This window comes from Pseudomonas quebecensis (genome assembly GCF_026410085.1).
GTDB lineage: Bacteria > Pseudomonadota > Gammaproteobacteria > Pseudomonadales > Pseudomonadaceae > Aquipseudomonas > Aquipseudomonas quebecensis.
On sequence record NZ_CP112866.1, the window covers coordinates 5,175,898 to 5,199,865 of the forward strand.

The 23,968-nt window shown below is 56.8% G+C and carries 14 protein-coding genes, 2 tRNA genes and 4 rRNA genes; 7 read left to right on the forward strand and 13 right to left on the reverse strand.

Going from position 1 to position 23,968, the window contains the following annotated elements:
- Positions 1-8 precede the first annotated feature (8 nt).
- From OSC50_RS23960 to OSC50_RS23975, 4 genes are read right to left on the reverse strand one after another with little or no spacing between them, the layout of a single operon-like run.
- Positions 9-857 (reverse strand): ABC transporter permease, encoded by an 849-nt coding sequence (locus OSC50_RS23960; protein WP_253509896.1) that lies wholly within the window; start codon positions 855-857, stop codon positions 9-11.
- 10 nt (positions 858-867) lie between these two features.
- A complete protein-coding gene (locus OSC50_RS23965; RefSeq protein ID WP_266245330.1) occupies positions 868-1,719 on the reverse strand; it encodes an ABC transporter ATP-binding protein in 852 nt (283 codons plus the stop codon).
- 1 nt (position 1,720) lies between these two features.
- Complete coding sequence (locus OSC50_RS23970; protein ID WP_253509895.1) at positions 1,721-2,746, reverse strand: ABC transporter substrate-binding protein; 1,026 nt, start codon at positions 2,744-2,746, stop codon at positions 1,721-1,723.
- A 14-nt stretch (positions 2,747-2,760) separates the two neighbouring features.
- Positions 2,761-3,654 (reverse strand): TauD/TfdA dioxygenase family protein, encoded by an 894-nt coding sequence (locus OSC50_RS23975; protein WP_266245328.1) that lies wholly within the window; start codon positions 3,652-3,654, stop codon positions 2,761-2,763.
- Positions 3,655-3,965: 311 nt separating this feature from the next.
- Here OSC50_RS23975 and OSC50_RS23980 point away from each other — a divergent pair, with 311 nt between their 5' ends.
- The 5 genes from OSC50_RS23980 (at position 3,966) to OSC50_RS24000 (ending at position 10,612) form a co-directional block, all read left to right on the forward strand.
- Positions 3,966-4,676 carry a GntR family transcriptional regulator gene (locus OSC50_RS23980; RefSeq protein WP_181081779.1) on the forward strand — a complete coding sequence of 237 codons (711 nt, stop codon included), beginning with the start codon at positions 3,966-3,968 and terminating at the stop codon, positions 4,674-4,676.
- Between the two features lie 381 nt (positions 4,677-5,057).
- Entirely contained in the window at positions 5,058-5,816 is a 759-nt protein-coding gene (locus tag OSC50_RS23985) for a DUF3050 domain-containing protein (RefSeq protein ID WP_266245326.1), read from the forward strand.
- Positions 5,813-6,760 carry a diiron oxygenase gene (locus OSC50_RS23990; protein WP_266245324.1) on the forward strand — a complete coding sequence of 316 codons (948 nt, stop codon included), beginning with the start codon at positions 5,813-5,815 and terminating at the stop codon, positions 6,758-6,760. Before OSC50_RS23985 ends, OSC50_RS23990 begins: the two co-directional genes overlap by 4 nt.
- The gene (locus tag OSC50_RS23995) at positions 6,757-10,128 is read left to right on the forward strand and encodes an amino acid adenylation domain-containing protein (RefSeq protein WP_266245322.1); all 3,372 of its coding nucleotides are present in this window, start codon (positions 6,757-6,759) and stop codon (positions 10,126-10,128) included. Before OSC50_RS23990 ends, OSC50_RS23995 begins: the two co-directional genes overlap by 4 nt.
- Before the next feature lie 19 nt (positions 10,129-10,147).
- Complete coding sequence (locus OSC50_RS24000; RefSeq protein WP_253509891.1) at positions 10,148-10,612, forward strand: SRPBCC family protein; 465 nt, start codon at positions 10,148-10,150, stop codon at positions 10,610-10,612.
- 38 nt (positions 10,613-10,650) lie between these two features.
- Here the strand turns inward: OSC50_RS24000 and OSC50_RS24005 are convergent, their stop codons facing one another.
- From OSC50_RS24005 to OSC50_RS24045, 9 genes are all read right to left on the reverse strand, one after another.
- Entirely contained in the window at positions 10,651-12,531 is a 1,881-nt protein-coding gene (locus OSC50_RS24005; protein WP_181081784.1) for a methyl-accepting chemotaxis protein, read from the reverse strand.
- 338 nt (positions 12,532-12,869) lie between these two features.
- Positions 12,870-12,985, reverse strand: a 5S ribosomal RNA gene (gene rrf, locus OSC50_RS24010).
- 107 nt (positions 12,986-13,092) lie between these two features.
- Positions 13,093-13,208: ribosomal RNA gene (gene rrf / locus OSC50_RS24015) — 5S ribosomal RNA — on the reverse strand.
- 151 nt (positions 13,209-13,359) lie between these two features.
- Positions 13,360-16,251 (reverse strand): 23S ribosomal RNA (locus tag OSC50_RS24020).
- Positions 16,252-16,498: 247 nt separating this feature from the next.
- Positions 16,499-16,574: transfer RNA gene (locus tag OSC50_RS24025), tRNA-Ala, on the reverse strand.
- A 30-nt stretch (positions 16,575-16,604) separates the two neighbouring features.
- A tRNA-Ile gene (locus OSC50_RS24030) sits at positions 16,605-16,681 on the reverse strand.
- A gap of 82 nt (positions 16,682-16,763) precedes the next feature.
- Positions 16,764-18,300, reverse strand: a 16S ribosomal RNA gene (locus tag OSC50_RS24035).
- Together the 16S, 23S and 5S rRNA genes with 2 tRNA genes alongside form the textbook arrangement of a ribosomal RNA operon.
- Positions 18,301-18,919: 619 nt before the next feature.
- Positions 18,920-20,140: a CaiB/BaiF CoA transferase family protein gene (locus tag OSC50_RS24040; protein ID WP_266245320.1), complete on the reverse strand. Its 1,221-nt coding sequence runs from the start codon at positions 20,138-20,140 to the stop codon at positions 18,920-18,922.
- Between the two features lie 13 nt (positions 20,141-20,153).
- Positions 20,154-21,335: an acyl-CoA dehydrogenase gene (locus OSC50_RS24045; RefSeq protein ID WP_266245318.1), complete on the reverse strand. Its 1,182-nt coding sequence runs from the start codon at positions 21,333-21,335 to the stop codon at positions 20,154-20,156.
- 158 nt (positions 21,336-21,493) lie between these two features.
- Between OSC50_RS24045 and OSC50_RS24050 the strand changes: the two genes are divergently transcribed.
- Positions 21,494-22,405, forward strand: a complete 912-nt coding sequence (locus OSC50_RS24050) for a LysR family transcriptional regulator (protein WP_181081878.1) — start codon at positions 21,494-21,496, stop codon at positions 22,403-22,405.
- A gap of 438 nt (positions 22,406-22,843) precedes the next feature.
- Positions 22,844-23,965, forward strand: a complete 1,122-nt coding sequence (locus tag OSC50_RS24055; RefSeq protein WP_266245315.1) for a Re/Si-specific NAD(P)(+) transhydrogenase subunit alpha — start codon at positions 22,844-22,846, stop codon at positions 23,963-23,965.
- Positions 23,966-23,968: the final 3 nt, after the last annotated feature.

The following is a 23,968-nucleotide window of genomic DNA, read 5'->3' on the forward strand; positions in this document are numbered from 1 at the left end:
TGGGTCTTTCAGCGCTGCATACCCCAACGCTTCACGGTAAGACGTTCGAAGGTATCGAACACCAGGTTCTCCACCAGCAGGCCGATCAGGATGACCACCGCCAGCCCGGCAAATACCTTGTCGGTGTACAGCTCGTTGCGGTTCTGGAAGATGTACCAGCCCAGGCCGCCTTTGCCGCTGGTGGCGCCGAACACCAACTCGGCGGCGATCAACGTGCGCCAGGCGAAGGCCCAGCCGATTTTCAGGCCTGCCAGAATGGACGGCAGCGCCGCCGGGATCAGGATAAACAGTACAAAGCGAATGCCTTTGAGGCCATAGTTGCGACCGGCCATGCGCAGGGTTTCGGACACGCCCAGGAACCCCGAATAGGTGTTGAGCGCCAGCGCCCACAACACCGAATGCACCAGCACAAAGATCAGGCTGTTCTGGCCCAGGCCAAACCACAGCAGCGCCAGCGGCAGTAGGGCAATGGCCGGCAATGGGTTGAACATCGAGGTCAGTGTGCTGAGCAGGTCGCGGCCCAGTTGCGTCGACACCGCCAGGGTAGTCAAGGCGAACGCCAGCACAATGCCGATCAGATAGCCCTTGATCAGCACCGCCAGCGAGATGCTGACTTTGCCGAGCAGTTCCCCGCTGAGCAGCCCCTCGTAGAACGCGTGAAAGGTCTGCACAACACTCGGCAGCAACAAGTCGTTGTCCTGGTAGCGCGCAACGGCTTCCCAGAGGACGGCGAGCACGAGCAGGATCAGGCCTTTGCGCAACCAGCCCTGTTGCCACAGGCGCTGGCGCAGCGGCAGTACTCGCTCCACCGGCACGCTGAGCAACGGCTCAAGGGTAATTTCATATTCCTGGCGCATGGGCAGCCCCTTAGTAAGCGATGCGGATATCGGCAAAATCCAGCTCGGGTTCCGCCTCGGTGGCTTCGTCGAACAACAGCCGATGAATCCGTCGCGCCGAGGCCTGAAAGTCGGCACCGCCGAGGCTGTGCAGATCATATTGGTGACTGTGGATTTCCGCGCGCACGCGCCCGGGATGCGGTGACAGCAACAGGATGCGATTGCCCACCACCAGCGCCTCCTCGATGGAGTGCGTGACGAACAGCAAGGTGAAGCGCACCTCCTCCCAGAGCAACAACAGCTCTTCCTGCATCTTGCGCCGAGTCAGTGCATCGAGAGCGGCGAAGGGTTCGTCCATCAACAAAATTTTCGGTTGCATCGCCAGCGCACGGGCAATCGCCACGCGCGCCTTCATACCGCCGGACAGGGTGTGAGGGTACGCATCGGCAAAAGCGCTGAGGCCAACTTTGTCGAGGTAATGCCGCGCACGGTCTTCGGCTTCGGCGCGCTTGCAGGTATTCGACGCCAGCAGCGGGAACATCACGTTCTGTTTGACGGTTTTCCACGGCGGCAACTGGTCGAACTCCTGGAACACCACGATGCGGTCGGGGCCCGGTTGCTCGACTTTTTGCCCCAGCAGGCGAATCTCGCCTTCGCAAGGTTTGATAAACCCGGCGATGGCTTTGAGCAACGTGGATTTGCCGCAGCCGGACGGGCCGAGCAACACGTAGCGGTCGGCCGGGTCGATCTCGAAGCTGACCTGGTGGGTGGCCCGTACCACGCGCTCGGCCGTGCGGTATTCCAGGCTGACGTTATCCACCGCCAGCAACGGCGCGCAGGGGGTCAGACTGCTGGCCGCGTGGCCTGGCAAAGGCGCGTTCATTTCAGCTTCCCTGCAGGGGTTTGGCGTCTTGGAAGAAGTAGTCCTGCCACGACTGCGGTTTGTGCTTGATAGCGCCGACGCGGTACAGGAACTCTGCCAGCGGGTAGGTGTTTTTCGGCGTGACGCTGAATTCGAACTGTGGGTTGTCGATGATTTTGAGCAGCTCGGCGCGATCGATCCTGGCCTTGGTCACGCGCAGGTAAGTGTCGGCCGCCGCGCCTTTGTCGTTCTGGGCGAACTGTGCGGCTTCGGTCAAAGCGTCGACGAACGCTTTGTAAGTCTTGGGGTTGTCGTTGCGGAATTTTTCGGTGGCGAACAGCACGGTCGGCGAGTTCGGGCCCAGCAGGTCGTAGGTGTTGAGCACCACGTGCACGTTGGGGTTGGCCAGGGCTTGCTCCTGGAACGGCGGGTTGGAAAAGTGCCCGGTCAGTTCGGTGCCGCCGGCGATCAACGCTGCAGTGGCGTCGGGATGCGGAACTGCGACGGTGTACTTGTCGAGGCGGTTGAAATCCTGGTCGCCCCACAGCTTAGCGGCGGCGTATTGAAGGAAGCGCGACTGCACCGACACACCGACTGCCGGAACCGCGATGCGGTCCTGGTCGGTAAAATCGGCGATGGTCTTGACCTTGGGGTTGTTGCTGACGAGGTAGTACGGAAAGTTACCCAGGGACGCGACGGCTTTGACGTTCTGCTTGCCGTGGGTGCGGTCCCAGATGGTCAACAACGGGCCGACGCCGGCCCCGGCGATGTCGATGGAACCGGAGAGCAATGCGTCGTTGACTGCCGCGCCGCCGGACAGCTGGGTCCAGTCGACCTTGATGTCGATGCCTTCCTGCTTGCCGTATTTTTCAATCAGATGCTGGTCGCGTACCACGTTGAGCAGCAGGTAGACGATGCCGAACTGTTCGGCGATGCGGATCTCGCCTTCGGCGTGCGCCACCGATGGGGCCGCGAGGCTGCCGACCAACAGGCTGAAACCCAGGCCGACGCTGGCGGCCAGTCGTGCAAATGGAAGGTGTCTGGACATGGTCGTGCTCCGGATCAGAAAGGCGCGTCGCCCTGGATGGTGGTGCGAAACAGCTTGCGGCGCAGATGGCTTGGGCAACCGGCGGCCAGGTGGATCAGCGAGCGGTTGTCCCAGAACACCAGGTCGTGGGGCTGCCATTGATGGCGGTAGATGTTGTGCGCCAACACGCTGTGGGCGTAGAGCTGCGTCAGCAGGTCGCGACTTTCGTCCTCCGGCAGCCCGACGATGCGCGTGGTGAACCCCTCACTGACAAACAGCGCCTTGCGGCCGCTTTCCGGGTGCGTACGTACGATGGGGTGCACCACTTCGGCGACTTGCGCCAGCTGCTCGGGCGTCAGGGTCGGGCGCCAGTTGCCTTCGAATTTGGTTTCGCTGTAACGCGCCGTATAGGAGTGCGCGGCGCGGCGGCCTTCGACCGCCGTGCGCAGATGCGCGGGCAACTGATCCCAGGCTTTGTGCATGTCTGCGAACAGCGTGTCGCCGCCCTCACTCGGCAGCTCCTGGGCGTGCAGCATCGAGCCGAGACTGGGCAGCTCTTTATAGGACAGGTCCGAGTGCCAGAATTTGCCGGCGTCTCCGAGGCCAATGGCCTGGCCGTTTTCGATGATATTGGAGACGATCAGGATTTCCGGATGATTGGCCAGCAGGAACTGCTTGAGCACGTGGATTTGCAGCACGCCAAAGCGCCGGCTGAAAGCGATCTGCTGCTGGGGAGTGATGCGTTGGTCGCGAAACACCACCACGTGGTGATCCAGATGCGCGCGGTGGATGCGCGCGAAGTCGCGGTCGTTGACGGGCCGGGATAAGTCCAGGCCAACCACCTCGGCGCCGACGCTGCCGGGAAGCGCACGAATTTCAAACGTTTGAAGGTGAGTAGCCTCGGATGCAACGGTAGAGACGGTGGACATGTGTTCACTCCCGGTCAGTCAGGAACTGAACTTTATAGGCATAAGAACTTCAATTTAAATACTAATAAAGAATAACCATATGCGTGAAACTGACGGCAAGCACCAGGAAGTTCGCCGCCGAATCGTCCGAGCCTGGACGAGTTCGGCACCTGCTGTAAGACGTTATCAAACCCTGTCGTGAGCCCGCAGAGCGCCGTGTTGATACGCTTACAAGCCGAAACCGTGCATGTTTGACAAGCCTGGGAGCAGCCTCTAGTGTGCATTGGATCCAATTAGCCATCATCCATTTCAGCAAGGAGGGCAGCGTAACCGTGACGCAGAAGCCGACACCTTTGAACAGCATCAAGATCAGCGGTCCCATCCCCGCCCACCTTGCCCGCTCTGTGATTGAAGAAACCCTGCGCAATGCGATACTCGATGGCCGCCTGCCTTGCGGGACGGCCATGCGCCAGCAGGAACTGGCCAGCCTCTTCGGGGTCAGCCGCATGCCGGTGCGCGAAGCTTTGCGTCAGCTGGAGGCCCAATCGCTGTTGCATGTAGTCACTCACAAGGGCGCCGTAGTTGCCCCCTTGATCGAAGACAATTCGGCCGAAACCTATGAGCTGCGGATGTTGCTGGAATCCGAAGCGCTGCGCTTGTCGATTCCCTGGCTGACCGAGGCTGATATCGCCAATGCTGACGGGCTCATTCGTGCGCTGGAGCAGGAAAAGGACTACACCGAGATTGGCCGACTCAATCGCTTGTTTCACATGGCCCTGTACAGCAAAGCGCCTAATCAGCGGCTGCTGAAACTGGTGGAACATGGCCTGAATGAGGAAGAGCGCTTCCTGCGTTTCAACCTGGAGGCCATGGGACTGGGTCAGACGTCCCAGGAGGACCACCGCGAGCTGTTGAACCTGGTGGCGCAGAAGAAGATCCAGGAAAGCATTTTGACCCTGCGCAATCACCTGATGCGCGGGATGGAAGTGATCTCTACCTACCTTGATGGCCTTGGCAAGGCCGAGCGAAACAACCCGCACTAAAACCGCGTGCACCCTGCCCCTTGAGCGAGGCAGGGCTACCTGATCCTGCGCAATTTCCCCATTAAATAAACAGGGCACATTCGCTTTGGCTTAATAACCAAGCCGAGGCTGCCTGCTTGTGTGCGGAAACTTTCCCACTTTCAAAAACCAACTTACTGACAGCCCATATTATTTGGAAAAACATCTAACAAATTTATATGCTCGTCAAACTGTTTAACCTGACTATCATCTTCGCCATCAAACCAGACACCTTATCCATCAGTGCATTCGGGTAGGTTACAAGGCGCGTGCCGAGCCTGGTTTAAATCTCTTATCGCTTTGCCGATCACAAAAGCTCATCGCTGTATTCACAGCAGACGCAACAACTTATAGGCAGCAACCATGCATCAACTTTTACTTGAACAAAAAAAGCAGCAGTTATGCGCTCATCCGCTCTTCAAACAAATAACATCTCTAAACAAGTTACAACTTTTCATGGAGAGCCATGTATTTGCTGTCTGGGACTTCATGACCATCACCAAACGGCTGCAACGGGAGTTGACGTGTACTCAACTGCCCTGGCTGCCACCTACCAACCCGCAGGCAGCTCGCCTGATCAATGAAATCGTGCTGGCGGAAGAGTCCGACACACACCCGCGCGACGGTCATTGCAGCCACTTCGAGCTGTATCTGGAGGCAATGTGCGAAATCGGCGCCAACGCCAACGCGATCAACCGTTTCATGGCCCTGCTACGCCAGGGTGTGGCGCCGATCACAGCGTTGCATGAGGCTAAAGCCCCCTCGGGCGCCAGGCGCTTTGTCAGCGACACGCTGCGCGTGGCGTTGAACGCGCCGACTCACTGTGTCGCGGCGGTATTTCTTCATGGTCGCGAGCGTGTAATCCCCAGCATGTTCGAGCGCCTGCTGCTGGCCGACGCGCTGATTGAGGACCGCGCGCCCATCTTATGTGCCTACCTCAGACGCCATATCGAGCTGGACGCCCAGGATCACGCGCCGGCAGCAGAGCGCTTGCTCAGACAACTGACCGACGCACACCCGACGTATGCGCAGCAAGCCAACCAAACCGCGATCGTCGCGCTGGACAGCCGAATCACGTTCTGGGATGAGGTGCAGGTGTCGCTGCAGGAGGTACGTCCATGAACCTCGCCGGCTACCATTGCTTTGCCGACGATTGGGAACGCCGTGCAACCATTCGCACCCGCCCGCGACGTCTGCTGGAAAACGACAATAAGCTGATCTTTCCAGTGTGCCGCCAGCCATTGGTGCTCAGCGCGACGTTCGTTGAACACTGCCCGCAGTGGCGCGAATTCGTACTGGTGCAAAGCTTCTATAAATTCATCAATGACGTGGTGATCTTCGAAACCGAAATCGTCGATAAAACCGCGCGCGCCATCGCCAAGAATCGCTTCTCGCTGCCCTTCCCGCTCGCCTGTCGCGTGGACGCGATGACCGTAGTAGTGGACGAGGATTACCACGCTCTGGTCGCGCTGGACTTCCTGCAACAGACCGTGGCGCTGACGGGCATTGCCCCCCTCGATCTGCCCTCGCACATTGAACTGAGCCGCGCGTTGCCGGCGGCGCAGGCACAGGCACCGGCTCACCTGCGCGACGCCGTGGAGCTGATTGGCGTGGCCATTGCCGAAAATACCGTGACCCACGATGTGGCGGCGTTTTCCAAGGACAGCAGCGTCAAGGGCGCCATCCGCGGCATGATGGCCGACCACCTGTTTGACGAGGGTCGGCATGCCCGGTTCTGGACCAGCCTGGTCCGCCTGTATTGGCAAACGGCGAGCGCACAGGACCGGGATGCTATCGCGCATGTTCTGCCGACGTTTCTAGGGCACTACCTGACCCATGAGCTGCAGAAAAATTTCGACCTGCACCTGATCGACCACCTCGACATCAGCCCGAACGTGCGCAATGCGCTGCGTGATGACGTCAGGGCGCTGGCGTTTCCCATCCATCGCCAGCACCCCTTGATGAGCAATATCCTCGGTTTCCTGCAGAACAGCGGCCTGTTGCAGACGCCGAGTGTGGCGGACGCGTTGAACGCCTTCGCGCCGGGCCCCGGGGGGCTGGCATGAGGCGCCTGACCATCGGCTGGCGCGGCACCAGCACGGCCCTGGCGGCCACCAGGCGGGTATTGGAGGAGTACGGGCACGCCTCGGCCGACGAAGCCATTGACCTATGGATTGAAGATGGCAGCTCATCGCAGCCCCTGGATGGCGGTGACGCGGCCTGCATCCTGCTACGCATGGGCGTTGGTCCGATCACCGAAAGCGGGCTGCCGGTACTGCAATTGCGCGCTTATGACCGTGGGCACCGGCTGGTGGCCATGTTGGATGTCGTCGACGAGCCCAGCGGAAACGGCCAACGGCAGCGTCAACAGGTGACCCATGCATTGGTCGAATGGGTGGCGCTGTTGGTCAGCGGTTTCTCGCGGGACCCCGCCTACTTCTCACCGACCGCAGCCACCAACGACTGGCCCGAACAAGGCCTGCAGGAGCTTGAGGCATTGGCGTTCCTGCATCGTTTCAACCGCACGGCAAACCCCGAAGTGATGCAGCGGGCGCAAGTGGCCATGATTGATCGAATACAAGCCAGCCTGCAGGCCTTCGCCGAGCGGCCGGCGTTGAATATCGCCGGCACCACGGTGACTTACCGTGAATTGCATTGTCGCGCTCTGGCGATCCAACAACGCTTGCGCCCTGCGCTGCAGCCCTTTGAAGCGCCTGCGGTTGTGGGCGTCTGCCTGGAAAAATCCCTGGATCTTTATGCCAGTATTCTTGCTGTGCTCGGCAGTGGTGCGGTGTACCTGCCACTGGAGCCAGACCAACCCGCGCAACGTCATCAGGCCATGCTCGAAGGCGCCCGGGCCGTCGTATTGCTGGATGCTGGTCAACATCCATTGCGCGAGCGTTTTACTGCGTTGGATGTCAGCACTGTAGAGTCAGTCGACGGTGGGCTCGCACTGATGTGCCATCAACCATGCCTGGATGCGCCGTGCATGATGCTCTACACCTCGGGCACCACGGGCCTGCCCAAAGGCGTTGTGTTGAGCGAAGGCAACCTGGCGCATTTCGCAGCCTGGTTCGGGTCGTGCATGGCGCTGGATGAGCACTGCCGCGTGCTGCAGTTTTCGCCACTGAGTTTCGACTCGTCGCTGATCGATATTTTCCCTGCCCTGATAGCGGGTGCCGAGTTGATCGTCCCCAGCCAGGCGCAACGGCGTGATCCGGTGCAACTACTGGCGCTGCTGCGCCGGCAGCGTATTACTCACGCATTCCTGCCGCCCGCGCTGCTTAGTATCCTGCCACTGGAGCAACCGCTGGGCCTGACACATCTGCTGACCGGCGGCGACGTCTGTGAACCTCATGTCATCGAGCAACTGGCCGGGCAGTGCCAGTTCCACAACCTGTATGGCCCTACCGAAATCACGGTGCTGGCCACTCACCGCACGTTCGTCCAGAGCGACAGTAATCGCAACCTCGGCCGCCCTATTGCCAATAGCCGGGTGCTGATCCTCGATGAACATTTGCAGCCGGTGGATGAACATGTAACGGGCGATGTGTATATCGTCGGCCCTGGGGTAAGCCTGGGTTACGTCAATGTACCGCAGCAGAACGATGGACCGTTTGTCGACCTGCCCATGCCGGGAGGCCAGGTAACGCGAGCCTATCGCAGCGGTGATCTGGCGCAGTGGACGCCCGACGGGATCCTGCTGGTCGGGCGACGCGATGACCAGGTGAAAATCCGTGGGTTCCGGGTGGAGCCTCAGGAAATCGAACACTGTTTGCGCAGCGGGCGGCTGTATCGCCAGGTTGCCGTGGCGATCGACCGTGACCACCGAATCTGCGCATTTGTCGCGCAGCCCGAACCGGACGCTACGCTAGAAACCGTGAAGCAGCATGCGCGGCAATGGTTGCCGGATTACATGCAGCCGGGAATATGGGTCGAGCTGCCAGGATTGCCCTGTTCCAGCAATGGGAAAGTCGACAGGCAGGCGCTGCTCGCATTGCCGGGGCGGTCAGGCAGGCAGGTCAACGGCGGCGTGACGCCGACATCGCTTCAAGCACGAGTGGCGCAATTGTGGGGCGGGGTGCTGGAGGTACCCGCCGCGCAGTTGTCGGTCGATGCCAGCTTCTTCGACCTGGGCGGTCACTCGATTTTGCTGTCGACGCTGTTGCTGCGCGTACGCGAAGAGTTTGGCCGCAGTTTCGCGTTGAGCCAGTTCATTGAAGTGCCCACGATCCGCACGCTCGCCATGTTGATGCAAGAGGGAGAGCGGCCTGACGCCTCCTGTGGCCAGGCCGTTCGGGATGCGCAACGTGAGTGGCGCGTGAAAGCCTTGCCCGAGCGGCTTGGGGGCAATCCGAAGAAGGTCGTGGTCACAGGGGCCAATAGCTTTGTGGGCGTTCATATTGTCGAAGCGCTTCTGGCCGGCGGGGCGGCCCAAGTGGCGTGTCTGGTACGCGAACAGCCGGGGCAGTGCGCAGCGGCGCGGTTCAGTCAGGCACTGCGCGACTACCGCCTCGACCACCTGGACCTTGGCCGGGTGCGGGTATTGGCCGCCGACATCAGCCAACCTCGATTGGGGTTGGCCGACGCAGTGTATGACGAGCTTGCGAGGGAGTTCGGCGTACTGGTGCACAACGCGGCGCAGGTCAACCATGTGATGGACTACGCCTCACTGGCCAGGGACAACGTCGAACCCATCTTCGAATGCCTGCGTCTATGCGAGACCCACTGCAAGAAGGTGTTCAATTTTGTCTCGACGCTTTCAGCCGCCAGCTGCATCGATACCCAGGGCCATGTGCTGGAAGCTCAGGCCGGTGCCGCGCCGCCGCTGTTCATCAAGAATGGCTACAACCTGTCCAAGTGGACGGCTGAACGGCTGTTGGGGCGTGCGATCGAGCAAGGTGCATGGGTCAACATCCTTCGTCCGGGCAACGTCAGTTTCAACAGCCGCACCGGCGTTTGCCAACCGCAGAAAAATCGCTTGATGCTGATGCTCAAGGGGTCGCTGCAGTTAGGCCTGTTGCCCCGCTTGGAACTGGATTTCGACCTGATGCCGGTGGACTTCCTGGCGCGTTTCATCGCGTTCCATTGCATGAGCTTTCACGCCAATAGCTGCGTGTTCAACCTGCATAACCCACAGCCGTTGAGTTGGGAGCGCTACTTGGATGAATTAAGCCGGGTGGGGTGCGGATTCGAGCGGGTATGCGTTGCGCAATGGCAACAAGCCCTGCGCACGGTGAGCCAGGACAACGCAATGTTTGGGGTACTCGGGTTTTACCTTGATCGCCTGGATGATGACATTGGAGATACCAAGATGATTGTGCATAACAATGCCCGACGGGGTGTTGAGCAGATGGGCGAGCACTATCCGGAAAAAGACCCGGCGCTGTTGAACAAAGGCTTTGAGTACCTCAAGGCCATTGGCTTTCTTTGAACCGTTCCAGGACCACGATATGAAACCGCTGCAACCCGATACTTTAATCTGCAACCCGAACGGCCCGCCGATTGTGGCGAGCGTCGTCATCAACTGCGAAGCGCTTCGCGTGTGGGAGATGGTGGGGCAGTTTTCGAGCTTTGATGCCTTCATCCCGGCCTTGGCGTCTGTCGAGATGATCGGCACAGGCGTGGGTGCATTGCGTACCAAAACGTTCCGTGATGGCAACTGTGTCGTCGAGCAACTCAATAGTCGAGATGATCATGCCATGCACATGACCTGGACCATGATCTATAACACGCTGGGCGTGGCCAGGTTGTGGGCAGGGATTCGTGTGCAGGCACATGGCGTGCAATGCGCCAAGGTGAGCTGGACCATCATTGCCGAGCCAGTGGACAAGACGCAGGTGGGCTTCGAAGCGTTTGTGCAGGACTTTGCCGACAGCGCCCTGGTAAACGTGCGTAAGCTGCTGGGCGGTGCGTAGGAGCGAAGCTGCTCGCTCCTACGCACCGTCCAGACAAGTCAGATCTTGAAGCTGTCGACCAGTTGCTTCAAGCGATTGGCCTGTTGCGACAGGGCATCGCAGTCTCTGAGTGTCTCGTTGAGATTGGCTACGCCCTGCTGGTTAAGCAGATTGATCTGGTTGATGTCCACGTTGAGCGTTTCCACCACGGCAGTTTGCTCCTCAGTGGCCGCAGCGACGGACTGGTTCATGCCGTCAATCTCAACGATTCGCTGCGTCACGCTCACCAGGCGTTCACCCGCCTGGTTGGCGACCTCAACACTTTCCTCACTTGAGACCTGGCTGGCATTCATGGTGGTCACCGCCTCGCGGGAGCCCACTTGCAGTGAAGTGATCATTTTATGAATCTCTTCGGCGGACTCCTGGGTACGGTGAGCCAGGTTGCGTACTTCATCGGCCACCACAGCAAAGCCACGCCCGGCCTCACCAGCACGCGCGGCTTCGATCGCGGCGTTGAGAGCAAGCAAGTTGGTTTGCTGGGAAATGCCTTTGATCACATCCAGAATGTGACCAATGTTGTCGGTACTGGCGTTAAGCGTTTCAATCTGTGTGCACGAAAGACTGATCTTCTGAGACAGCTCAGACATTGCCAAAATGGTCTGCTCAACCACTTTGCGCCCATCGTCAGCCTGCTCACTGGCACCGCTGGCGTGTTGAGATGCATCAGCCGCGTTACGCGCAATCTCCTGAGTGGCGGCCCCCAGCTCGTTGATCGCCGCAGCAACGCTGTTGGTACGTGCACTTTGCTCGTCGGAGCCGATGATCGACGCGTTGGACGACGCCATCACGCGCTGGGACAAATCATGAACCTGGCGCGTGGCCGAAGAGACTTCCGAAATCGAAGCGTGAATACGCTCAACGAACCGGTTGAACGCACTGCCTACTTCGCCGAATTCGTCCTTGCTGGTGACAGCCAGGCGACGAGTCAGGTCGCCCTCACCTTGGGCGATGTCCTGCATGGCGACGCCCATGGTGGTCAAGGGGCGCAGTAGCACTTGGATCAACAGGCTCAGCAACACCGCAATCGCTACCACGGCGATCAACATGGCAATCAAGGCTGAGGTGCGGAATTTACCGAGCGGCGCGTAGGCTTTGTCTTTGTCGATCGACAATCCGATATACCAATCGGCACCTGGCAGGCCGCTGATGGGCGTAAAGGACAGAATGCGATCATGGCCTTTGAGTACTACGTCCTGGTTGAGCTTTTCTATGCGAAGTGTGGTGCCTGGATAGATGTCCTTGAGGTTTTTCATCACCTGATCTTCGTCTGGACTGACGATGACCTGGCCGTCGCCGCTGACCAGAAAAGCATGGCCGATACCACCAAAGTCCACCGAGTTGATGATTTTCACCAAGGTTTGCAGGCTCAGGTCACCACCCACTACACCGAGCAATTCGCCGTTCTTTTTCACCGGCATCGCGATGGTAACGATCTGACCACCTACTGCCGCCATATAAGGCGGCGTCAGCATGGGTTTATCTGCAGCAACAGCTTGTTTGTACCAAGGGCGCTGACGAGGATCATAGTCGTCCGGCATTTTGGCGTCAGGGCGTTGGGTGAATACACCGTTGGTTTGCCCGACATAAGTGAACTGGAAGTTCGATGTCAGTGCAGGTTGATCTACCAAACCTGGCAGGTCCGCAGCACTGCCTTGGTGGGCAATGTTCTGAGTCAGACTTTCGAGTACCAGGATTCGACCACTGAGCCAGTTTTGCACACTGCTGGCGGTGAGCTCACCGGATTGTTGGATAGATGACTCCAGATTCTGCTTGATCGTACTGCGTTGCAGGTAATCGTTGTAAAGCGTAAATAACGCGAAGGCTAGGACCACCACGCCTGACGCGGCCAACAAAATTTTATGACTGAACTTGAGATTCATTTCATCGACTTCTTTTTGCCAAAGGGGGATGAGCGTGCCGAGCGGAACATTCCATGTAACGGTATAGCCGGCTTCGCGGGCCGCTCTATTTCGGTGCACGCATGGCTCATCAGGCTTTCGGCCAAATCGAGTGAAATCTTAAGGGTTTGTAGGAAACATCTTCTTTTTGAGCGAGAAACCGGACCGGTGGTACACCGATTCATTGCGGGAATGCAGCACACCGGCACTTGCGCGCACGCCATATAAGGATATTGCGGTTGGATACTGAGTGGTAAATACCGATTGCCTAAACGACAAAACCCCTGCCTGCGTTAGCAGACAGGGGTTTCGGAATTTGATCTTGACGATGACCTACTCTCACATGGGGAAACCCCACACTACCATCGGCGATGCATCGTTTCACTGCTGAGTTCGGGATGGGATCAGGTGGTTCCAATGCTCTATGGTCGTCAAGAAATTCTGTGTACCAGAACGATGCATTGCAGCGTGCCAGTGAAATTCATGGACTTCTACATAAAACAAAACCCCAACTGCTCTCGCAATTGGGGTTTCGGAATTTAATCTTGACGATGACCTACTCTCACATGGGGAAACCCCACACTACCATCGGCGATGCATCGTTTCACTGCTGAGTTCGGGATGGGATCAGGTGGTTCCAATGCTCTATGGTCGTCAAGAAATTCGGGTACTGAGTCGCGGCCAGATGGCCTCGCTTCAGCAAATTGGGTATGTGACAGCTGTCGGTGTTTTGTGAGCGTCGAACTTTCGGTTCATTGCGTCTTCACACACCGCAATCTGGCCTTTCGACTCAAATTGCTTGGGTGTTATATGGTCAAGCCTCACGGGCAATTAGTATTGGTTAGCTCAACGCCTCACAGCGCTTACACACCCAACCTATCAACGTCGTAGTCTTCGACGGCCCTTCAGGGAACTCAAGGTTCCAGTGAGATCTCATCTTGAGGCTAGTTTCCCGCTTAGATGCTTTCAGCGGTTATCTATTCCGAACATAGCTACCCGGCAATGCCACTGGCGTGACAACCGGAACACCAGAGGTTCGTCCACTCCGGTCCTCTCGTACTAGGAGCAGCCCCTCTCAAATCTCAAACGTCCACGGCAGATAGGGACCGAACTGTCTCACGACGTTCTAAACCCAGCTCGCGTACCACTTTAAATGGCGAACAGCCATACCCTTGGGACCGGCTTCAGCCCCAGGATGTGATGAGCCGACATCGAGGTGCCAAACACCGCCGTCGATATGAACTCTTGGGCGGTATCAGCCTGTTATCCCCGGAGTACCTTTTATCCGTTGAGCGATGGCCCTTCCATACAGAACCACCGGATCACTAAGACCTACTTTCGTACCTGCTCGACGTGTCTGTCTCGCAGTCAAGCGCGCTTTTGCCTTTATACTCTACGACCGATTTCCGACCGGTCTGAGCGCACCTTCGTACTCCTCCGTTACTCTTTAGGAGGAGACCGCCCCAGTCAAACTACCCACCATACACTGTCCTCGATCCGGATAACGGACCTGAGTTAGAACCTCAAAGTTGCCAGGGTGGTATTTCAAGGATGGCTCCACGCAGACTGGCGTCCACGCTTCAAAGCCTCCCACCTATCCTACACAAGCAAATTCAAAGTCCAGTGCAAAGCTATAGTAAAGGTTCACGGGGTCTTTCCGTCTAGCCGCGGATACACTGCATCTTCACAGCGATTTCAATTTCACTGAGTCTCGGGTGGAGACAGCGCCGCCATCGTTACGCCATTCGTGCAGGTCGGAACTTACCCGACAAGGAATTTCGCTACCTTAGGACCGTTATAGTTACGGCCGCCGTTTACCGGGGCTTCGATCAAGAGCTTCGCGTTAGCTAACCCCATCAATTAACCTTCCGGCACCGGGCAGGCGTCACACCCTATACGTCCACTTTCGTGTTTGCAGAGTGCTGTGTTTTTAATAAACAGTCGCAGCGGCCTGGTATCTTCGACCGGCATGAGCTTACGGAGCAAGTCCTTCACCCTCACCGGCGCACCTTCTCCCGAAGTTACGGTGCCATTTTGCCTAGTTCCTTCACCCGAGTTCTCTCAAGCGCCTTGGTATTCTCTACCCAACCACCTGTGTCGGTTTGGGGTACGGTTCCTGGTTACCTGAAGCTTAGAAGCTTTTCTTGGAAGCATGGCATCAACCACTTCGTCATCTAAAAGATGACTCGTCATCAGCTCTCGGCCTTAAGATCCCGGATTTACCTAAGATCTCAGCCTACCACCTTAAACTTGGACAACCAACGCCAAGCTGGCCTAGCCTTCTCCGTCCCTCCATCGCAATAACCAGAAGTACAGGAATATTAACCTGTTTTCCATCGACTACGCTTTTCAGCCTCGCCTTAGGGACCGACTAACCCTGCGTCGATTAACGTTGCGCAGGAAACCTTGGTCTTTCGGCGTGGGTGTTTTTCACACCCATTGTCGTTACTCATGTCAGCATTCGCACTTCTGATACCTCCAGCAAGCTTCTCAACTCACCTTCACAGGCTTACAGAACGCTCCTCTACCGCATCACTTACGTGATACCCGTAGCTTCGGTGTATGGTTTGAGCCCCGTTACATCTTCCGCGCAGGCCGACTCGACTAGTGAGCTATTACGCTTTCTTTAAAGGGTGGCTGCTTCTAAGCCAACCTCCTAGCTGTCTAAGCCTTCCCACATCGTTTCCCACTTAACCATAACTTTGGGACCTTAGCTGACGGTCTGGGTTGTTTCCCTTTTCACGACGGACGTTAGCACCCGCCGTGTGTCTCCCATGCTCGGCACTTGTAGGTATTCGGAGTTTGCATCGGTTTGGTAAGTCGGGATGACCCCCTAGCCGAAACAGTGCTCTACCCCCTACAGTGATACATGAGGCGCTACCTAAATAGCTTTCGAGGAGAACCAGCTATCTCCGAGCTTGATTAGCCTTTCACTCCGATCCACAGGTCATCCGCTAACTTTTCAACGGTAGTCGGTTCGGTCCTCCAGTTAGTGTTACCCAACCTTCAACCTGCCCATGGATAGATCGCCCGGTTTCGGGTCTATTCCCAGCGACTAGACGCCCTATTAAGACTCGCTTTCGCTACGCCTCCCCTATTCGGTTAAGCTCGCCACTGAAAATAAGTCGCTGACCCATTATACAAAAGGTACGCAGTCACCCAACAAAGTGGGCTCCCACTGCTTGTACGCATACGGTTTCAGGATCTATTTCACTCCCCTCTCCGGGGTTCTTTTCGCCTTTCCCTCACGGTACTAGTTCACTATCGGTCAGTCAGTAGTATTTAGCCTTGGAGGATGGTCCCCCCATATTCAGACAAAGTTTCTCGTGCTCCGTCCTACTCGATTTCATGACTAAGAGATTTTCGCGTACAGGGCTATCACCCACTATGGCCGCACTTTCCAGAGCGTTCCGCTAATCTCAAAGCCACTTAAGGGCTAGTCCCCGTTCGCTCGCCACTACTAAGGGAATCTCGGTTGATTTCTTTTCCTCAGGGTACTTAGATGTTTCAGTTCCCCTGGTTCGCCTCTTGCACCTATGTATTCAGTACAAGATAACCATCTTATGATGGCTGGGTTCCCCCATTCAGACATCTCCGGATCAAAGTCTGTTTGCCGACTCCCCGAAGCTTTTCGCAGGCTACCACGTCTTTCATCGCCTCTGACTGCCAAGGCATCCACCGTATGCGCTTCTTCACTTGACCATATAACCCCAAGCAATCTGGTTATACTGTGAAGACGACATTCGCCGAAAATTCGAATTTCTCAATTAAGAGAACTCACAAATTTTACCTTAGCCTGATCCGTTACCAGTGAAAGTAACGTTCAGTCTATCTTTCTATCACATACCCAAATTTTTAAAGAACGAACTAGTCAAAGACTAGAAATCAACATTCACCATCGCAGCGATGGAATGCTCATTTCTAAGCTTTCAAACGTCAGAAGCAGTAGTGGTGGAGCCAAACGGGATCGAACCGTTGACCTCCTGCGTGCAAGGCAGGCGCTCTCCCAGCTGAGCTATGGCCCCGTATTTCTACAGGCGTTTCCCACACAAAATTGGTGGGTCTGGGCAGATTCGAACTGCCGACCTCACCCTTATCAGGGGTGCGCTCTAACCAACTGAGCTACAGACCCAATTTCGGGCTGCTTCTTATCGTCTTCTTCAATGAATCAAGCAATTCGTGTGGGAACTTATGGAGCAGCTGATGTCGTCGATTAAGGAGGTGATCCAGCCGCAGGTTCCCCTACGGCTACCTTGTTACGACTTCACCCCAGTCATGAATCACACCGTGGTAACCGTCCCCCCGAAGGTTAGACTAGCTACTTCTGGTGCAACCCACTCCCATGGTGTGACGGGCGGTGTGTACAAGGCCCGGGAACGTATTCACCGCGACATTCTGATTCGCGATTACTAGCGATTCCGACTTCACGCAGTCGAGTTGCAGACTGCGATCCGGACTACGATCGGTTTTATGGGATTAGCTCCACCTCGCGGCTTGGCAACCCTTTGTACCGACCATTGTAGCACGTGTGTAGCCCAGGCCGTAAGGGCCATGATGACTTGACGTCATCCCCACCTTCCTCCGGTTTGTCACCGGCAGTCTCCTTAGAGTGCCCACCATAACGTGCTGGTAACTAAGGACAAGGGTTGCGCTCGTTACGGGACTTAACCCAACATCTCACGACACGAGCTGACGACAGCCATGCAGCACCTGTCTCAATGTTCCCGAAGGCACCAATCTATCTCTAGAAAGTTCATTGGATGTCAAGGCCTGGTAAGGTTCTTCGCGTTGCTTCGAATTAAACCACATGCTCCACCGCTTGTGCGGGCCCCCGTCAATTCATTTGAGTTTTAACCTTGCGGCCGTACTCCCCAGGCGGTCAACTTAATGCGTTAGCTGCGCCACTAAGAGCTCAAGGCTCCCAACGGCTAGTTGACATCGTTTACGGCGTGGACTACCAGGGTATCTAATCCTGTTTGCTCCCCACGCTTTCGCACCTCAGTGTCAGTATCAGTCCAGGTGGTCGCCTTCGCCACTGGTGTTCCTTCCTATATCTACGCATTTCACCGCTACACAGGAAATTCCACCACCCTCTACCATACTCTAGTCAGTCAGTTTTGAATGCAGTTCCCAGGTTGAGCCCGGGGATTTCACATCCAACTTAACAAACCACCTACGCGCGCTTTACGCCCAGTAATTCCGATTAACGCTTGCACCCTCTGTATTACCGCGGCTGCTGGCACAGAGTTAGCCGGTGCTTATTCTGTCGGTAACGTCAAAACCATCACGTATTAGGTAATGGCCCTTCCTCCCAACTTAAAGTGCTTTACAATCCGAAGACCTTCTTCACACACGCGGCATGGCTGGATCAGGCTTTCGCCCATTGTCCAATATTCCCCACTGCTGCCTCCCGTAGGAGTCTGGACCGTGTCTCAGTTCCAGTGTGACTGATCATCCTCTCAGACCAGTTACGGATCGTCGCCTTGGTGAGCCATTACCCCACCAACTAGCTAATCCGACCTAGGCTCATCTGATAGCGCAAGGCCCGAAGGTCCCCTGCTTTCTCCCGTAGGACGTATGCGGTATTAGCGTCCGTTTCCGGACGTTATCCCCCACTACCAGGCAGATTCCTAGGCATTACTCACCCGTCCGCCGCTCTCAAGAGAAGCAAGCTTCTCTCTACCGCTCGACTTGCATGTGTTAGGCCTGCCGCCAGCGTTCAATCTGAGCCATGATCAAACTCTTCAGTTCAAACATCTTTGGGTTTTTAAGAAACCCTAAACTTGGCTCAGCAATCGTTGGTTACATCTTTGATTTCTCGCGGAGTAACTTGTGATGCTGATAATCTTGTTGACTATCAGTCTGACTCCACAAGCACCCACACGAATTGCTTGATTCAGTTGTTAAAGAGCGGTTGGTTAAGATCTTTCGTCTCAACCGAGGCGCGCATTCTACAGCAGCCTCATTTGCTGTCAAGTGATTATTTTCAGAAGTTTTCGAAGATTTCTTCAACAACTTCAACCACTTGCGCTTCCGATCTCTCGTTAGCGGGAGGCGAATTCTACAGCGTTACACGCTGCTGTCAACACCTCTTTTACTCCGCTTTCGACCGAGAAGATCGAAACGTTAATAGAGCCAAACAACCTTGCCCTACCAACTCCTTCTGGGCTTCGATAAACTGAAGCCATCCGCTGTCGAATTCTGCGTAACTCTTTGTTTACCAAGGAGTTTTCCGTTTCGACTGCGCCGGAAGTGGGGCGAATTATAGACTTCTGGAATCTGCCGTCAACCCTTAATTTGCTCTTTCTATCAATTACTTATATCTGGCTAAAAACTAACCAACACTAGCTAGCTATATAGAAGGAAAGATTCAGATAACACCTGCATCTTTCAAAGCCGCCACATTCTCCGCTCCAAGACCCAGCACGCCCTGCAGCACCTGGACTGTATGCTCACCTAACAAGGGGGGCGCACTACGATACTCCACGGGCGTCTTGGATAAACGTATTGGACTGGCAACCTGGGGCACTACCCCTGCCAGCGCATGAGGCAGTTGCATTGCCAATCCACGCGCCGTGACCTGCGGATCAGCAAATACCTGCGCCAAATCGTTGATCGGCCCACAGGGAACCCCAGCGCGCTCCAATTGCGCCACCCACTGCGCCGTCGTTTTGAAGACTGTTGCCTGACGAATCAATGGAATCAACTCGGCACGATTAGCCACCCGCATTCTATTAGTAGAGAAACGCGGGTCGTCCGCCCAGTGGGGCTGCCCAGCCACCTCGGCGAATTTGCGGAACTGCCCGTCATTACCCACCGTCAGGATGAAGTCGCCATCCGCCGTAGGAAAGTCCTGATAGGGCACGATATTGGGGTGAGCGTTACCCAGACGCTTTGGCGCGCTCCCAGTTGTCAGGTAATTCATCGCCTGGTTGGCCAAGCAAGCGACCTGCACGTCCAGCAGGGCCATATCAATGTGCTGACCACCACCGTCATGATCACGATGCGCCAGCGCAGCCAGAATCGCGACAGTTGAGTAAAGCCCCGTCAAGATATCGGTCAACGCCACTCCGACCTTTACAGGCCCGGCCCCTTCATCGCCCTCGGGCCGCCCCGTCAGACTCATGAGCCCGCCCAACCCTTGGATCATGAAGTCGTAACCCGCCCGCGCCGCATAAGGCCCTGTCTGGCCAAACCCAGTGATTGAGCAGTAGATCAATTCAGGATTGATCTCCTTGAGCGATTCATAATCCAGCCCATAAGCCGCGAGACCACCGACCTTGAAGTTCTCGATAAGGATGTCGGACTTCGCCGCCAGATCCCGTATGAGCTTTTGCCCCTCCGGCCGAGTGAAATCAATTGTCACCGACTCTTTATTGCGATTGGCCGCCAGGTAGTAAGCCGCCTCACTGGTGTTCTCACCATAAGCGTCCTTCAAAAAGGGCGGTCCCCAGGCGCGCGTATCGTCACCGCTACCTGGCCGCTCGACCTTGATCACCTCAGCCCCAAGATCTGCAAGGATCTGTCCCGACCAGGGGCCTGCCAATACCCGCGACAAATCCAGTACCCGCAAATGCGAAAGCGCGCCCATGCCAATGCTCCTATTAATAGAAGGCCTGAAGACCGGTTTGCGCGCGCCCCAGTATCAAGGCGTGCACGTCATGAGTGCCTTCATAAGTGTTGACCACTTCAAGGTTCACCAAATGACGCGCCACGCCGAACTCATCGGAAATACCGTTGCCGCCCAGCATGTCCCGTGCCATGCGGGCGATATCCAAGGACTTGCCACACGAATTGCGCTTCATGATCGAGGTGATCTCCACCGCAGCCGTGCCTTCGTCCTTCATACGCCCCAGCCGCAGGCAGCCCTGCAGGGCCAGCGTGATCTCAGTCTGCATATCAGCCAGTTTCTTCTGGATCAATTGAGTTGCCGCCAACGGCCGACCAAACTGATGACGGTCCAACGTGTACTGGCGAGCGGTGTGCCAACAGAATTCGGCAGCCCCCAAGGCCCCCCATGAAATGCCATAGCGCGCAGAATTCAGGCAAGTGAAAGGCCCTTTCAAGCCGCGCACATCCGGAAAGATGTTCTCTTCAGGCACAAACACGTTATCCATTACGATCTCGCCGGTGATCGAGGCCCGCAGGCCGACCTTTCCGTGAATCGCCGGAGCGCTTAGGCCCTTCCATCCCTTTTCCAGCACGAAGCCTCGAATATCGCCGGCATCGTCCTTGCCCCAAACCACAAATACATCAGCGATCGGGCTGTTGGTGATCCACATCTTCGCGCCCGTCAGGCTGTAGCCGCCGTCCACCTTGCGTGCGCGAGTAATCATCGCGCCTGGGTCAGACCCGTGGTTAGGCTCTGTCAGACCAAAGCAACCGATCCATTCGCCAGAGGCCAGCTTTGGTAAGTACTTCTGCTTCTGCGCCTCGGTACCGAATTCATTGATCGGCACCATGACCAGAGAAGACTGCACGCTCATCATCGAGCGGTAGCCGGAGTCGACACGTTCCACTTCGCGCGCGATCAAGCCGTAGCTGACGTAATTCAAGCCACTGCCGCCGTACTGTTCGGGAATCATCGCCCCCAGCAAACCGGTCTCACCCATCTCGCGAAAAATTGCCGGGTCGGTCCGCTCATGACGGAAGGCCTCAAGTACACGCGGCGCCAGCTTGCCCTGAGCAAATTGCTCGGCACTGTCGCGCACCATGCGCTCTTCTTCGGTGAGCTGTTGATCCAGCAGCAGTGGATCGATCCAGTTGAAGCTTGCCTTGCCAGCCATGAGTCAAGTCCTCGCAAAGAACATAGGAAGTCGTGGACCAAGCCTAGGCCCGGTAACCATTCGGGGCAAACGAGGATTATGCATAGGGTTGTGCTAATTTCTCACTTCGTAATAGTTGTAATCCGCCCCCAGCGGCTTTATGAGTGAGGACAGAGTACATGCGCAGAAAAATACCCAGCACGACCGCGCTTGTCAGTTTTGAGGCGGCGGCTCGCCATGAGAGCTTCACCAAGGCAGCGCAGGAGTTATCCCTCACCCAAGGCGCCATTTGCCGACAGATCGCCAGCCTTGAAGAGTTTTTAGGTGTCGAACTGTTTCGACGCTCGCGACGCGGAGTGAAGCTAACCGAAGCGGGGCTGTCTTATAGTCGTCGCGTCGCGACGCAACTGGACGCGGTGGAACGCGACACGCTGTCCGTAATGGGTCAGCAGGGCGCCAACGTAATTGAACTGGCCGTGGTCCCCACGTTCGGCACGCAGTGGCTGATCCCCAGGCTCAAGGACTTCCAGCGCCAGCATCCGGAAGTGACAGTCAACCTCACCAACCGCACGCGGCCGTTCCTGTTTGCGGATACCGATTTCGACGCGGCCATTTACTTCGGGGACGCCGATTGGTCCGGCACTGAATCGCACCGATTGATGGGGGAGAACCCCGTGCCCGTCTGCAGTCCGCAGTTGCTGGGCGAGCGCACTCAGTTCAGCGCCGAAGAAATTGCAGAGCTACCGCTGCTGCAGCAAACCACACGCCCCTATGCCTGGCGGCAGTGGTTCAGTGCCAGGCAACTGAACGTTCCCCGTGACATGACAGGCCCTCGTTACGAGCTATTCTCGATGCTGTCTCAGGCCGCCACGCATGACATGGGCATCGCGCTGATCCCGCCGTTCCTGATTCAGCGCGAGCTGGACGAGCATCAACTGGTGATCGCAAGCCCTGAAGCACTGACCAGCTCCAAGGCTTATTACCTGATGATTCCTGACCGAAAGGTCGAGTCCGCCTCGTTGCACGCGTTCAGAGACTGGCTTATTGATCAGTCACAACGCTACAGCCCAGCAATCAAAGGACTTCAATAGCTTACTGACTTTGTAGTCAGATATTTTTTATCCCTACAGATGTACGTATATGTCGCATTTAAACAGACTGTATTCATCGGCCCGAAATACCCTCAAAGCCATGATTCCTATGGCTTACAACGACCATGACGAGTCAATACACGACTATTCACAGTAAATATAAAAATCCTCGCGAAAAACACCTAGAACGCCATAATCACTTGTATTTAAAGCGGTTATTCCAGTGCCTTGCGACAATCAGTCACAGGGTGACTTGTAGTTAATTTTTCGTCACCCGTCATAATCCCTTGAAGGCCGTAAAGTTCGCCTGCAAAATGCCGCGCCCCGCTGTCATTTCAGCGGGATCGTGCTGATCGGCCGCCCCAGTTGCGCCACTCGCGGTGCACTGGCCTTTTTACAAAAAGATCAAAAGCAAAAAGATCATGCAGGAGATTTGACGTGCACATTGGTGTTCCTCTCGAAACCCAGACCGGTGAAACGCGGGTGGCTGCCACCCCGGAAACCATCAAAAAGCTGATCGGCCAGGGCCATAAGGTCACTGTACAAAGCGGAGCGGGCCTCAAGGCCAGCGTCGTCGACAGTGCCTATGAAGCAGCAGGCGCCACCCTTGGCAGTGCCAACGACGCATTTGGCGCCGAGCTGATCCTCAAGGTCGTGGCTCCCAGCGACAGCGAGCTGGCGCTGATCAAAAGCGGCACCGTACTGGTGGGCATGCTCAATCCGTTCAGCAACGAAACCATTACCAAACTGGCCGAACAGGGTGTCACTGCCTTTGCGCTCGAGGCTGCACCACGCACCTCGCGTGCCCAGAGCCTCGACGTACTGTCCTCCCAAGCCAACATCGCCGGCTATAAAGCCGTGCTGCTCGCCGCGCATCACTATCCGCGCTTCATGCCGATGCTGATGACCGCCGCAGGCACCGTAAAAGCCGCGCGCGTGCTGATCCTCGGCGCGGGGGTTGCCGGGCTGCAGGCAATTGCTACGGCGAAACGTCTGGGGGCCGTGATCGAAGCGTCTGACGTACGCCCGGCCGTCAAGGAGCAGATCGAGTCCCTCGGCGCCAAGTTTGTGGAGGTGCCTTACGAAACCGATGAAGAACGCGAGTGCGCCGTCGGTGTCGGCGGTTACGCGCGCCCGATGCCCGCAAGCTGGATGCAGCGTCAGGCCCTTGCCGTGCACGAGCGCGCAAAACAAGCCGATATCGTGATTACCACGGCCCTGATCCCCGGCCGCAAGGCACCCACGCTGCTCAGCGCCGACACCGTCGCACAGATGAAGCCTGGCTCGGTAGTCATCGACCTTGCCGCCGCCCAGGGTGGGAACTGCCCGCTGACCGTCGCCGACCAGGTCGTGGTGGAAAACGGCGTGATCATTTGCGGCCCGACCAATCTGGCCGGGGCCGTCGCTGCCGATGCGTCTGCGTTGTACGCGCGCAACCTGCTGGACTTCCTGAAGCTGGTCTTCACCAAGGAAGGGCAGTTCGAAATCAACCTCGAAGACGACATCGTCGCCGCGTGCCTGATGTGCCGCGACGGCCAAGTCATCCGCAAAAACGCCTAAGCA